Here is a 13,586-nt window from a genome sequence, read left to right as displayed (position 1 = left end):
GCGAGGCTCCCGTGCTTTCAGGCCCGCAGGCCCCGCGCTTTTCAGGCCCGCCAAGCCCCGTGCTTTTCAGGTCCGCAGGGCCTGGGTTTTTAGGGGCACGGGGAACTGCGCGACCAGCCCCCCGCACCCGCACCCGCCGACGGACCCGCCACCCCCACCCCCTTAGGCGCCCCCCGCCCGAGCGAACCCCCCGCGCGTTCGTTACCTTTAGCGCGTGGACAAGAAGAACGCCCTGCGCGCCGGCGCCCTGGCTGCCGGTACGACGCTGATGATGCTGCTCATGTCGTCCCCCGCCCTCGCGCTGACGCCCGACGACGGCGCCGACCCGGGCCCGGGCCTCAGCGTGATCGAGACGCTCGGCCTCTTCGTGGTGGCGCCGATCGGCCTGTTCGCCGTGATCGCCGGCCTCGTGTGGGTCCTGGACGGATCGACGGACCGTCAGCCGAAGGCCAAGGCGAAGGCCTGACCACCTCCGCTCCACCTCGCTGAGACGTTCCATCGAGGGCACCCCCGGCGCACGCGCACACCCGCGCGCCGGGGGTGCCCTCGACGCGTTCCGTCATGACCCCGTGCCCACCACCAGCAGCCTCAGCAGGCCGGCCAGTTGGCCGGCCTGTTCGTCGTCCAGGGCGGAGAGCGCCTCGGTCTGGACGGCCAGGCCCGCCACGACCGCCTCGTCGATCAGGCGCAGCCCCTCGTCGGTGAGGGTGACGTGAAGGGCCCGGCGGTCGTGCGGGTCGGGGGAGCGGCGGAGCAGGTGCGCGCGTTCGAGCTTGTCGAGTCGGCCGGTCATCCCGCCGGTGGTGAGCATGAGGGCGGCGGAGAGCTGACGGGGCGAGAGGGTGTACGGCTCCCCGGACCGCCGCAGGGTCGCGAGCACGTCGAACTCGCCGCGTGAGATCCCGAACCGCGCGTACGCCTTCTCCATCCGGTCTCCCAGCGCCCGCGAGAGCCGGTAGACCCGGCCGAACACCTCCATCGCGGTGGTGTCCAGGTCGGGTCGGGCCACGGCCCACTGGTCGACGATCGTGTCGACGGGGTCGCGAAGGGGCCTGTCGGGCTCGGGGCGCGCGTTCATGGGGTGAGTATCGGATGCCGATGGGTCGGCCGCAAGAAAGTAGCTTGACGGAAAGTGGCTTAGTACTAAGCTAATCGCAAGCAAGCCATACCCCGCACCCCACCCACCTGCCTGCCGACCGAGCCGCCCTCCCCGCCGCGAAGGACGCGTCCCATGACCGCGCACACCGCGCACACCGCCAGTCGTCTCCCCCTCATCGCCCTGACCGCGCTCGCCCCTCTCTCCTGGGGCACCACCTACGCCGTGACGACGGAGTTCCTGCCGGCCGACCGCCCCCTGTTCACCGGCCTGGTGCGGGCGCTCCCTGCGGGCCTGCTGCTCCTGGCGATCTCGCGCACGCTGCCGCGCGGGGTCTGGTGGTGGAAGGCCGCGGTGCTGGGCGCGCTGAACATCGGCGCCTTCTTCCCGCTGCTCTTCCTCTCCGCGTACCGGCTGCCGGGCGGTATGGCGGCGGTGGTCGGCTCGACCGGGCCCCTGTTCGTCGCGGGACTGGCGGCCCTGCTGCTGGGCGACCGGCCGACCGTACGCACGCTGCTCACCGGCATCGCCGCGGCCCTCGGCGTCAGTCTGGTCGTCCTGAAGGCGGCGGGCGCGCTGGACCCGGTCGGACTGCTCGCGGCGCTCGCCTCCACCGCCTCCATGTCCACCGGCACGGTCCTCACCAAGCGGTGGGGGCGCCCGGCCGGCGTCAGCCCCCTCGCCCTCACCGGCTGGCAGCTGACCGCGGGCGGCCTCCTGATCGCCCCGCTCGCCCTGCTGGTCGAGGGCGCGCCCCCGGCCCTGGACGGCCCGGCGATCGGCGGCTACCTCTACCTCATGCTGGGCAACACCGCCGTCTCCTACTGGCTCTGGTTCCGGGGCATCGGCCGCCTCTCCGCCACCCAGGTCACCTTCCTCGGCCCCCTGTCCCCCCTCACCGCCGCTGTCGTCGGCTGGGCGGCGCTCGGCCAGTCCCTCGGCCCTCTCCAGCTGCTCGGCATGGCCATCGCCTTCGGCGCGACGATCGCCGGCCAGCTCCAGCCCCGCACGCCGACGCCGGCCGACGGGGGAGGGCACGTGCCTCGGCCGCGGCACGGCGGCGAGTCGCAGGCCCCGCTCGTCGGCCGCCCCGGCCGCTGACGAACGACAGGGGCGCCCGGTGAGAGATCACCGGGCGCCCCTGTCGTCGTACGAGCGGCGGTGGCTACTCCGTGGCCGCCGCCGCGTCCGCGGCCTGGGCCCGCAGCGCTCGCTCCACGCCCGAGCGGGACTCCGAGATCAGGCGGCGGAGGGCCGCGTTGGGCTCGGCGGCGGTCAGCCAGGCGTCCGTCTTGTGCAGGGTGTCGGCCGAGACCTGGACCGACGGGTAGAGGCCGATCGCGATCTGCTGGGCGATCTCGTGTGAGCGGGACTCCCAGATGTCCTTCACCACCTCGAAGTACGGGTCGGTGTAGGCGGCGAGGAGGTCGCGCTGGTCGGTCTGGACGAAGCCGCCGATCACCGCTTCCTGCAGCGCGTTGGGGAGCTTGTCCGACTCGATGACCTGCGACCAGGCCTCCGCCTTCGCCTCGGCGGTCGGACGGGAGGCGCGGGCGGTGGCCGCGTGGCGCTCACCGGCGGCGGTCCGGTCGCGCTCGTACTCGCCGGCGATCTCCGCCTCGTCGTAGCGGCCCACCGTCGCGAGCCGCTGTACGAAGGACCAGCGCAGCTCGGTGTCGACGGCCAGGCCCTCGATCGTCTGCGTGCCCTCCAGCAGCGCCTCCAGCAGGTCCAGCTGCTCGGGCGTGCGGGCCGTCGCGGCGAACGCGCGGGCCCAGGCCAGCTGGTGGTCGGAACCGGCGGCCGCGGCCCGCAGATGCGCGAGCGTGGCGTCCGTCCAGCGGGTCAGCAGCGCCTCGCGGGCCGTGGGGTCGGCGTACATCTCGATCGCCAGCTTCACCTGGCGGTGCAGCGACTGGACGACACCGATGTCGGACTCCTTGCCGATGCCCGACAGGACGAGCGACAGGTAGTCCCGGGTCGCCAGCTCCGCGTCACGTGTCATGTCCCAGGCCGAGGCCCAGCACAGCGCGCGGGGGAGGGAGGCCTCGAAGTCGCCGAGGTGCTCGGTGACGAACGCGAGCGACCGCTCGTCGAGGCGGACCTTCGCGTACGACAGGTCGTCGTCGTTGAGGAGGACCACGGCCGGGCGGCGGCGGCCCACCAGCTGGGGCACGGCGGTCAGTTCACCGTCGACGTCCAGCTCGACGCGCTCGTCGCGGATCAGCTTGCCGCTGTCGTCGTCGAGTTCGTACAGGCCGACCGCGATACGGTGCGGACGCAGCGTCGGCTCGCCCTTCGCGCCCGCGGGCAGCGCCGGGGCCTCCTGGCGGATCGCGAACGCGGTGATGACCCCGTGCTCGTCCGTCTCGATCTCGGGGCGCAGGACGTTGATGCCCGCCGTCTCCAGCCACGCCTTCGACCAGGCCTTCAGATCGCGGCCGGAGGTCTTCTCCAGAGAGCCCAGCAGGTCGGACAGACGCGTGTTGCCGTACGCGTGCGCCTTGAAGTAGGCCTGCACGCCCCGGAAGAACTCGTCCTGCCCGACGTACGCGACGAGCTGCTTCAGGACGGAGGCACCCTTCGCGTAGGTGATGCCGTCGAAGTTGACGAGGACGTCGTCCAGGTCGTTGATCTCCGCCATGATCGGGTGTGTGGACGGCAGCTGGTCCTGCCGGTACGCCCAGGTCTTCATGGAGTTGGCGAACGTGGTCCAGGAGTGCGGCCAGCGCGAGCCGGGCGCGTCCGCCTGGCAGGCGATCGACGTGTAGGTGGCGAACGACTCGTTCAGCCACAGGTCGTTCCACCACTCCATCGTCACCAGGTCGCCGAACCACATGTGGGCCAGCTCGTGGAGGATGGTCTCGGCGCGGACCTCGTACGCCGCGTCCGTCACCTTCGAGCGGAAGACGTACTGGTCGCGGATGGTCACCGCGCCCGCGTTCTCCATCGCGCCCGCGTTGAACTCCGGCACGAACAGCTGGTCGTACTTCTTGAACGGGTACGCGTAGTCGAACTTCTCCTGGAACCACTCGAAGCCCTGCCGCGTGACCTCGAAGATCGCGTCGGAGTCCAGGTGCTCGGCGAGGGACGGCCGGCAGTAGATGCCGAGCGGCACGCTCTGCCCGTCCTTCTCGTACACGCTGTGCACCGAGTGGTACGGGCCGACGATGAGCGCCGTGATGTACGTGGAGATCCGGGGCGTCGGCTCGAAGACCCAGACGTCGTCCTTGGGCTCCGGAGTCGGCGAGTTCGAGATGACGGTCCAGCCCGTCGGGGCCTTCACGGTGAACTGGAACGTGGCCTTCAGGTCCGGCTGTTCGAAGCTCGCGAAGACACGGCGGGCGTCGGGGACCTCGAACTGCGTGTACAGGTACGCCTGGTCGTCGACCGGGTCCACGAACCGGTGCAGGCCCTCGCCCGTGTTGGTGTACGCGGCGTCGGCCACGACCCGCAGGATGTTGCGGCCCTGGAGCAGCCCGGGAAGCGCGATCCGGGAGTCCGCGAAGACCTCCGCCGGGTCCAGCGCGTCGCCGTTGAGGGTCACCTCGTGGACGGTCGGGGCCACCAGGTCGATGAAGGACGTCGTGCCGCTCTCCGTGACGTCGAAGCGCACGGTGGTCACGGACCGGTAGGTGCCTCCCCCGCTCTGCGCGCCGGAGAGGTCGAGATCGATCTCGTACGAGTCGACGGTGAGCAGCGCCGCCCGCTGCTGAGCCTCGTCGCGGGTCAGGTTTGTGCCAGGCACGCGGTCATCTCCTCGGTATGTGTGGGTTGCGCCATCCTTCCATGACCGGTGTCCTCGCACGGATGCCGATTCCCGCGCGAACACCCTTACCCCGTCCTTCGAACACGCGAAGGGGCGCCCACCGCCATCCGGTGGGCGCCCCTTCCTCGCGTACCGTCCGCCTACTCGCTCAGCTCCGCCGCCACCAGCTCCGCGATCTGGACCGCGTTCAGCGCGGCGCCCTTGCGGAGGTTGTCGTTGGAGACGAAGAGGGCCAGGCCGTTGTCCACCGTCTCGTCGGCGCGGATGCGGCCCACGAAGGACGGGTCCTGGCCGGCGGCCTGCAGGGGGGTCGGGATCTCGGAGAGGGCGACGCCGGGGGCGCCGGCCAGCAGCTCCGTCGCGCGCTCCACCGTGATCGGGCGCGCGAAGCGGGCGTTCACCTGGAGGGAGTGGCCGGAGAAGACCGGGACGCGGACGCAGGTGCCTGAGACCTTGAGGCCGGGGATCTCCAGGATCTTGCGGGACTCGTGGCGGAGCTTCTGCTCCTCGTCCGTCTCGTGCAGACCGTCGTCGACGATCGAGCCGGCGAGGGGGACGACGTTGAAGGCGATGGGACGCTGGTAGACGCCCGGCTCGGGGAAGTCGACCGCCGAGCCGTCGTGCGTCAGCTTGTCCGCGTCCCCGACGACCTTCTGGACCTGGCCGTGCAGCTCGGCGACGCCCGCCACGCCGGAGCCGGACACCGCCTGGTAGGTGGCGACGACGAGGGCTTCGAGACCCGCCTCCTCGTGCAGCGGACGCAGGACCGGCATCGCCGCCATCGTCGTGCAGTTCGGGTTGGCGATGATGCCCTTGGGGCGGTCGGCGATCGCGTGCGGGTTCACCTCGGAGACGACCAGCGGTACCTCGGGGTCCCGGCGCCACGCGGAGGAGTTGTCGATCACGACCGCGCCCTGCGAGGCCACCTTCTCGGCCAGCGCCTTCGAGGTCGCGCCGCCCGCGGAGAACAGGACGATGTCGAGGCCGGTGTAGTCGGCCGTCGCCGCGTCCTCGACCGTCACGCCGTCGACGACCGAACCGGCCGAACGGGCGGACGCGAACAGGCGCAGCTCGCTCGTCGGGAAGTCGCGGTCCTTGAGGATCCTGCGCATGACCGTGCCGACCTGACCGGTGGCTCCGACGATTCCGACCCTCACGGCGACTCCTTCTACGTGGCTCTGGTGTGTCTGCGGCATGGCCGAGGCCTTTCCATCATGCGGTCAGGCCGGGCCCGCCTGTCCAATCGATTGACCGGCTGGTCCGACAGACGGGACGCGACAGACCCTGCCACCGGGACCGCTTCTTTGGCCGCCACCCCGGCTGAGCTGGAGAAATTCGCCCTACGGTGGCCCCGTACCGCAAGCTGTGCTGCCCCGACCCTGCCCACGGCATCCGGGCGCACGCGAAGGTGTGACGTACGCCTCTGCGCTCCGCCGGGAAAGCCGGGCCGAACCCGCCGAACGTTTCGGCCCGGGGCGGCGTCGTAGGGGAAACGCGGGAGGGGAGGGGGGACTGTGCTGCGCAGAAAGGCGCGCCACGTCGAGAGCGTCCGGGAGGTTGCGAGCGTCCGGGAGGCGCACGACCCGCTGGACGAGGCCCAGGAGCGGCGGGTGCGGGCGGTGCTCGCGCTCGGCGGTGTGCCGCAGTCGGACCTGCTGGACGGGGTACAGCAGGTCCGACTGCGGCTGCTGGAGCGGGCCGCGAACGGCCAGGAGGCACCGCGGGACGTGTCCGCGTGGGCGGCGGTGGTCGCCTCCAACCTGGCGATGGACTGGCACCGCGCCAAGCGGCGCCAGGAGCGCCTGGGGGAGCGTCTGGCCTCGCTGCGCCAGCACGAGCTGCCTTCGGGGGAGGACTCCAGCGTGCTCTCGCTCGCCGTCGCCCGAGGCCTGGACGAGCTGCCCGACGCCCTGCGTCAGGTCCTCGTCCTGCGCTTCTACGCCGACCTGCCGGTGCGCGGGATCGCCGACGAACTCGGTATCCCCGAGGGCACGGTCAAGAGCAGGCTCCACTCGGCGGTCCGCGCCCTGCGCACCCGCCTGCACGAGGACGAGGTGGTGTGACGTGGCCGCCCGGGACGACAGCAGGCGCGACGCCGAGTACGAGGACGTCGCGCGGGACGGCGTCGAGCGAGACGGCCTCGCTCGCGGGGACGGTGCCCGTGAGGGCCTCGCCCCCGGTGACGGCGCGCGCCGCGCCGACGACGAACACGAGGGCGCTCGGTCGTACGACGACAGCGGTCACGACGGCGCTCGGCGGTACGACGACAGCGGTCACGACGGCCCCGTCCATGCCGGTATGGACGCGCTGATGGCCGCCCTTCTCGACGATCCGCTGCCCGAAGAGGCGCTGCGGGACGCGGAGTTCATGGCGGCGCGGGACACGGCCGCCGCCGATGTCGCGCTGCTGCGGGAGCAGCTGGGGATCATCGGCGAGGCGCTGGCGGTGACCGGCGACGACGCCCTGGCCGGGGCCCCGCCGGGGCGATTCGCGGCCGCGCGGCCGGGGGACGCGGCCGGTGCCCAGACGGACCCCGGGCGGGTGTCCGGGACCGCGCCGGCCCCCACCGCGTCGGTGACGCCCCTGCTGCCGCGGCCGGACCGTGCCCGGCGGGTCGCGCGCATCGCCTTCGGGGGCCTCGCCGCCGCGGCGGTCGCCTCCGTGGTCCTCGGCGTGGGCTGGGGCGTCATGCAGGACGGCGGCGCGGCGGACACGAAGTCGTCCGCCGACTCGGGTGTGTCCCAGGAGTCGGCGGGTCGCGACGACGGCGACGCCCACAAGGGGGACGGCGGCGGCGACTCGGCCTCGCTCAGCCGGGAGGGGTACGTCGCCTGTGCCCGCTTCATCGTCGAGGGCACCGTCACCGAGGTCGAACCGGTCCCCGGCGCCGCGCAGGACCGGATCACCGTCGAGGTGGACCACTGGATCAAGCCCGACAAGGGCGGGGAACGGATCGTCTTCCCCATGGACCAGGACGTCGATCCCCGGCTGAAGCAGGGCGACCACGTCCTCGTGGGCATCCCCCAGGACAGTGCCCACCCGGACGTCTGGACCACGAAGGAGGCGCAGATCGCCCACGAGCGGGCCTGGATGGAGGCGGCGCTGCCCGCATCGGAGAAGCTGTCGTGCGAGTGACCCGGTCAACGTACCCGGGACTGAAGTCCCGGGTTTGCACAGCGGGCGCCACTGGCTGTGGTGCTGTGCTTGCGTCCTGTCCCGCCCTCGGGTGTCGGGGGTGGGTCTGGGGCGGTTGACTGCGCCCCGCGTCGCCACAACTCTTCCGTGCGGGCGCGGATGTTGCGGGAGCCGTTGCGGTCTGCGTGATCAACGAATCCGCAGGACCGGCACGCGAACCAGGCCTGGGAGACCCGGTTCGCTCTGTCGATGTGGCCGCACTCGGCGCAGGTGCGGGAGGTGTACGCCGGATCGACGTACACCACCGGCACCCCGGCCTTCCTGGCCTTGTACGCGACGAACTGCCCCAGCTGGGCGAAGGACCAGCTGGAGTCGGTGGCCCGTTGGGGCCTGCGAAGCCGTACCCGTTCGCGGATGCCCGTCAGGTCCTCCAGGGCGATTCCGCGTCCGGTGCGTTCTGCCTCGGCCACCACATGTTTCGCGATCTTGTGGTTGATGTCCCTGGCCCGCCGTGCTTCCTTGCGCCTGCGTTTCTTCAGCCGGCGCCTGGCGGACGGGGTGCTCTTGCGGTGCAGCTTGGTGCGCAGGGCGCGCTCACGCAACCGTCCCCGGTTCAGCGCGCGCCCCGCCATGATCTGGCCGTCACTCGTGGTGGCGACGTTCACGATCCCCAGGTCGATGCCGAGGAAGCCGTCCGGGTCGGTGTTCAGGGGCGCTTCGGGGATCTCGCAGGTCGCGTTCAGGAACCACATGCCGTCCCGGTACAGCAGGTCCGACTCGCCCTTGCGGTACAGAGCCAGAGGGGCCAGCTGCTCCGGGGAGGCGGTGAACACCACCCCCTTCACCCGCCCCGACAACGTCCAGAGCGAGACGGTCCGGTCGGTGATCCGCCAGGACAGCATCCGGTCGTCATAGGGCTGCGCGCCCTCGGGCCGGAAGACGATCGGCTTCTCTGCCGCCCGCCGGTACCGCTTGGACCACCGCTTGCCGAGGTTCCCGGCCTTCGCATTCGCCGCCAGTGTGCGGTAGGCGTCGCAGGTCTTCTTGATCACGTGCTGGGCCGCCTGGGAACCGAGCCCCCAGCGGTGCCTGATCTCGGCGTAGGTGTGCTCGCGCAGCGCGAAGTTCCGCTTCACATCCTTGTCGAAGGCGACCTCGGACGCCCAGGACGCCGCCTCGTTGCAGGCGTGCAGGGTCGCCTCAAGCGCCGCCGCCTGTACGGGCGTCGGCAACAGCTTGACCTGCACCACCAGCTTCATGACACCCGAACCTCCCCAGCCGCCCGCACAGACGGACGACGTCCGCACACCCACCCCGCCATCCAGCGACCCACCGACCGTACGTTCGATATTGCCCCGGCTCCGCCGGACAGCCCTACCGACGCTCCGCGCCCGAACTCCCGGACACCGCGACGCTCCGCGTCGCCACCACACGATGCGATTCCTCCCAGGCGTAAACGCCCGGGGTTCCTCGCAAGAAGCACGCTGAACAGTGACCCGCTGAACGCCGAAGGGGCGGGTGTCCTGGTGGACACCCGCCCCTTCGTCACTCACGCACTACCGGCGCGCTACGGCGTGACCTTCTCGATCCGCACGCTGCCGGTGCCCGCGGCGGTGCCGCGCGCGTTGACCAGCTGGACCTGGCCGAAGAACTCCCGGCCGGCCGGGGCCTGGGCGGCCGCGACGACGTCACCGGAGACGGTGGTCGACTGACCCGTGCCGAGCTTGACGGTGGCACCCGCGACCTTCACCTCGCCGAGGGCGGAGGAGAAGAACACGTCGCGGTAGTCGTACGCGGTGGACCCGGACGGGACCGCGTAGCCGACGACCTCGATGGTGTAGGTACCGGCGGCCGGCGACGGCAGGGAGACGGACTCCTCGGAGTCGCCGTCCGCGGAGCTGCCGACCTGGGTGCCCGCGGCGTCGTAGACGTACAGGTCGAGGTCGGCGCCCGTGTCGGCCGTGTTGCCGATGGAGACGTCCAGGGACTTGGCGCCCGCGGGCACCGTGACCGTGGAGGTCTGGGTGGCACCGGTGGCGATGGTCGGCCGGTCGGTCTTGGCCGAGCCGAGCGGGCCGCCCGTCAGCTTGCCCTCGATGGGGGCGAGCTTGTTGATCACCTTCCAGGAGGCGGCGGTCGGGGTGCCGACCTTGGCCTCGGGCACGGTGACGACCTCGGGGTCGAAGTTCGCCCCGTACACCGCGAAGTCGAGCTTGAAGGGGTTGTCGAGCAGCGGAGACGTCCGGCGCGACTCGACCTCGAACTCCCAGACACCGGGCTGCGGGTTGGCGTACGAACGCACGTCCGGCTTGCAGCCGCCCCCGTCCTGGAAGTTGTTGTAGCAGGTCAGGGAGCTGGTGCTCTCGACCGCGACACCGTACGGGTGGTTGGCGATGAAGCGGGTCTGGCTCTTGTCCTTCAGTCCGCCGATCGCGACCTCAAGGGACTTGGCGCCCTCGGGGACGGTGACGAAGTACGACTTGAAGGCGTTGCGCTGGACCGTGCCGGACACCGAGTGGGTGTACTTCAGCGGCTTGGAGACGACCACCGTGTTGAGGATCTGCTTGTCGACGCCCACGGTCTTCGGGTCGTCGACCTCCAGGATCACGCTGCTGATGCCGGCCTCTTCGGGCGTGGCGGCGATCTTCACGGTGACCGGCTTGTTCAGCGGCAGGGAGACCGTGTCGCCGCCGACGATCGAGAACGCGTCGTTCTCGTCGTTCTTGAGGCGCAGGTCGTGCGCGATCGCCTTGTCGGCGCCGGTGGTGCGGGTGACGGTGACGTCGTACGTCTTCGTCTGCCCGGCCTTCAGGCCGCCCTCGCGGTCGTAGACGCCGGTGCCGAAGCCCGGGGTCTTCAGCGCGAAGTCGATCGCCGTGTCGACGGGGGCCTTGACGGTGTACTCGTGCGCCGAGGCGCCCGCCTTGATCGACTTCCAGGCGGCCTCGATGTCCATCAGGCCCGCGCCCTCGGCGTACGCCTGCACGCGGCGGATGTGGTCCGCGGTCGAGGTCAGCGCGGTGCGCAGCTTCGCGGGCGGCAGGGCGATGCCCTTCTGCTTCGCGGCGCTGAGCAGCAGTGCGGAGGCACCGGCCGCCTGCGGGGAGGCCATCGAGGTGCCGTTCAGCATCTGGTAGCCGGCCGGCAGGGTGTAGCCGGCCTCGGGGGCGATGACGCCGGGCAGCCAGGTCTGGGCGGTGTTGACCGCGGCGCCGGGGGCCACCAGGGTCGGGGTGAAGCCGCCGTCCTCACGCGGGCCGCGCGAGGAGAAGTTGAACAGCTGGTAGCCCTTGGCGACCTCGGAGCCGTAGTTCGAGGCCCAGGTCTCCTTGGAGATGGACGCGCCGACCGAGATCACCTTGTCGGCCAGACCGGGGTCGCCGATGGTGTTGGCGCCGGGGCCCGAGTTGCCGGCCGAGATGACCAGCTGGACGCCGTAGGTGTCGATGAGGCGCGTGTACAGCTCGGCGCGCGCGTTGTTGCCGTCGTTCAGCGCCGGGAGGCCGCCGATGGACATGTTGACGATGTCGACGCCGCGGTTGACGACGAGGTCGATCATGCCCTCGGTGAGCGCCACGTTGGTGCAGCCGGGGCCGAACTCGCAGGCGCGGGACGAGACGATCTTCGCGCCGGGGGCGGCGCCGTTCATCTTGCCGCCGAACAGGCCGTTCGCGGCGGTGATGCCGGCGACGTGGGTGCCGTGCTCGCTGGAGATGAGGCCGATGTTGACGAAGTCGGCCTTCTTGCCGACCCAGTCGCCCCCGAAGGGGTCCATCGGGACGTCCTTGCGGTACTCCACGACGAACGGCTGACGCTCGGCGACGTCGGTCGCCGGGTTGTCCGTGCCGAAGTAGCCGATCTGGTAGCCGTCCTTGTACGGCTTCATCGGCTTGTCGTCGCGGAAGTCGAAGTTCTGGTTGACGTCGACGGTGACCGTGCCGGCCGCCGCGTCGTAGAGCACGCCCCACGCGTCGGTGGTGTCGCCGTCGCGGTTCACGTCGCCCGCCGCGTCGCCGCCCGCCGTGGCGGACTCGCGGAAGGTGTTGACGGAGTAGGAGCCCGCGGGGGCGGTCCAGGTGCGGCCGCCGAAGGTGAACGTCGGTCCGGAGACCGAGTTCGTCATCGGACGCCAGCTGAGGTCGTTGTCGACGATCGGGTCGGTGGACGTCACCCAGTCGACGATCTTGCGCTCGCCGGTGGTCGTCTTCTGCAGCGCCGGGTGCGCGAGGTCGACGCCGGAGTCCAGGACGCCGATGGTGATGCCCCGGCCGTCGGCCGTCGGGTTCTTCCGCACGAAGTCCACGGCGCCCGTCTCGAAGGACGGGTTGTACGGGTTCTTTGCGGGGGTGTTCTTGTCCGGGCCGGGGTAGGTCTCGGCGACCGTGCCCTGCGTCTTCGCGCTCTTCGCGGTGTCCGCGGCCGGCGAGGGGTCGTCGAGGACGATCTCGTGGCGCAGGTCGATGCCCTGCACGGAGGAGAGCTTCGCGGCGGCCGAGATGGCCGCGTCGGCGCGCTTGGTCGGGACCGTGGCGCGGACGTAGCCGAGCTTGTCGTAGGTGCGACCCACGGAGCCGCCCTTGACCGCGTCCAGCTGCTCGGCGACCTGCTCGGTCTTGCCGGGGGCGGTCGCGATCATCATCGTGACGTTCTTGTCGCCGTCGGCCTTGGCCTCGGCGAGGAGGTCGGCGTCGTTCGAGCCGAGCTTGTCGTGCGCGGACTTGACACCGCCGTCGGACGGGACGGTGGTGGACGGGTTGTCCGCCGAGAAGGCCATGGGTATCGGCCCGGCCGCGGAGAGCGCGGCGACCAGACCCGCGGCCACGGCTGTGCGGGCCACGCGTCTCGAACCCGGCCGGGGGCCGGGCTGGGGGGTGAGGGTCATCGACATCCCTTGTAGGTAAGGAATTCAGTGAGCACGGGCATGGGTGATCCGAGCGGCAGGTTCGGATCGGTCCGGTCCGTTATGTGGTCCCGGCTGATCGCCCAGTCTTACCAAAGTGATAGATGTTTGGGGAGAGCTGACCGCAACGGATCCATTTCATGGGGTTAACCCTCAACCCGTCATGGGTGCAATGGCCGCGCATGAGCGGACATTGTGGGTAACGTGCGTGCATGCGTGAGCAGTTGAGGGTGGCGGCCTACGCCGTGTGTGTCCGTGACGGGCAACTGCTGCTGGCCCGCTGGGTCTCCCGGGAGGGCGTGCGGAGGTGGACCCTGCCGGGCGGCGGTATGGAGCACGGTGAGGACCCCTACGACACGGTCGTCCGCGAGGTGGCCGAGGAGACCGGCCACGCGGTCGAACCCACCGCCCTCCTCGGCATCGACACCATCAGACGCGAGGACCCCCGCCGCCTGGGCACCCGCGTCGACTTCCAGGCCCTCGGCATCGTCTACGAGGCCCGCGTCACCGGCGGCGACCTCCGCCACGAGACGAACGGCTCCACGGACATGGCCGCCTGGCACCCCCTGACCGAGATCCCGGACCTGGACCGGGTGGACCTGGTGGACGTGGGCCTGCGCCTGTGGAGGGAACGCCCCGGGCACGGCAGGCTGTCGCCGCGGTGACTTCCCGGGCCCACGGCGAAA

10 protein-coding genes are annotated in these 13,586 nt (G+C 71.1%); 5 read left to right on the top strand and 5 right to left on the bottom strand.

The features are described from left to right. Positions 1–214 precede the first annotated feature (214 nt). Positions 215–466 carry a hypothetical protein gene (locus H4687_RS17135; protein WP_046913725.1) on the top strand — a complete coding sequence of 84 codons (252 nt, stop codon included), beginning with the start codon at positions 215–217 and terminating at the stop codon, positions 464–466. Positions 467–559: 93 nt separating this feature from the next. Here H4687_RS17135 and H4687_RS17130 read toward each other — a convergent pair whose 3' ends face one another. Then, positions 560–1,078: a MarR family winged helix-turn-helix transcriptional regulator gene (locus tag H4687_RS17130; RefSeq protein ID WP_050398210.1), complete on the bottom strand. Its 519-nt coding sequence runs from the start codon at positions 1,076–1,078 to the stop codon at positions 560–562. Positions 1,079–1,231: 153 nt separating this feature from the next. Here H4687_RS17130 and H4687_RS17125 point away from each other — a divergent pair, with 153 nt between their 5' ends. Then, a complete protein-coding gene (locus H4687_RS17125; RefSeq protein ID WP_046913723.1) occupies positions 1,232–2,197 on the top strand; it encodes an EamA family transporter in 966 nt (321 codons plus the stop codon). A 64-nt stretch (positions 2,198–2,261) separates the two neighbouring features. Here H4687_RS17125 and pepN read toward each other — a convergent pair whose 3' ends face one another. Both pepN and H4687_RS17115 read right to left on the bottom strand, forming a co-directional pair. After that, positions 2,262–4,844 carry an aminopeptidase N gene (gene pepN / locus H4687_RS17120; RefSeq protein ID WP_046913722.1) on the bottom strand — a complete coding sequence of 861 codons (2,583 nt, stop codon included), beginning with the start codon at positions 4,842–4,844 and terminating at the stop codon, positions 2,262–2,264. 161 nt (positions 4,845–5,005) lie between these two features. Beyond that, a complete protein-coding gene (locus tag H4687_RS17115) occupies positions 5,006–6,022 on the bottom strand; it encodes an aspartate-semialdehyde dehydrogenase (RefSeq protein ID WP_046913721.1) in 1,017 nt (338 codons plus the stop codon). A 357-nt stretch (positions 6,023–6,379) separates the two neighbouring features. Here H4687_RS17115 and H4687_RS17110 point away from each other — a divergent pair, with 357 nt between their 5' ends. After that, on the top strand, positions 6,380–6,928 hold the full coding sequence (locus tag H4687_RS17110) for a sigma-70 family RNA polymerase sigma factor (RefSeq protein WP_046913720.1): 549 nt from the start codon (positions 6,380–6,382) through the stop codon (positions 6,926–6,928). A 1-nt stretch (position 6,929) separates the two neighbouring features. After that, positions 6,930–8,000 carry a hypothetical protein gene (locus tag H4687_RS17105; RefSeq protein WP_046913719.1) on the top strand — a complete coding sequence of 357 codons (1,071 nt, stop codon included), beginning with the start codon at positions 6,930–6,932 and terminating at the stop codon, positions 7,998–8,000. A 5-nt stretch (positions 8,001–8,005) separates the two neighbouring features. Here the strand turns inward: H4687_RS17105 and H4687_RS17100 are convergent, their stop codons facing one another. Together H4687_RS17100 and H4687_RS17095 are read right to left on the bottom strand one after the other, a co-directional pair. Continuing rightward, a complete protein-coding gene (locus H4687_RS17100; protein WP_046913718.1) occupies positions 8,006–9,259 on the bottom strand; it encodes an RNA-guided endonuclease InsQ/TnpB family protein in 1,254 nt (417 codons plus the stop codon). A gap of 308 nt (positions 9,260–9,567) precedes the next feature. Next, complete coding sequence (locus H4687_RS17095) at positions 9,568–12,888, bottom strand: S8 family serine peptidase (protein WP_046913717.1); 3,321 nt, start codon at positions 12,886–12,888, stop codon at positions 9,568–9,570. Positions 12,889–13,112: 224 nt separating this feature from the next. Between H4687_RS17095 and H4687_RS17090 the strand changes: the two genes are divergently transcribed. Then, on the top strand, positions 13,113–13,565 hold the full coding sequence (locus H4687_RS17090) for an NUDIX hydrolase (RefSeq protein WP_046913716.1): 453 nt from the start codon (positions 13,113–13,115) through the stop codon (positions 13,563–13,565). Positions 13,566–13,586 lie beyond the last annotated feature (21 nt).

The organism is Streptomyces stelliscabiei (genome assembly GCF_014873495.1).
Classification (GTDB): Bacteria; Actinomycetota; Actinomycetes; order Streptomycetales; family Streptomycetaceae; genus Streptomyces; species Streptomyces bottropensis.
This window is presented reverse-complemented; position numbering and strand designations above follow the sequence as displayed.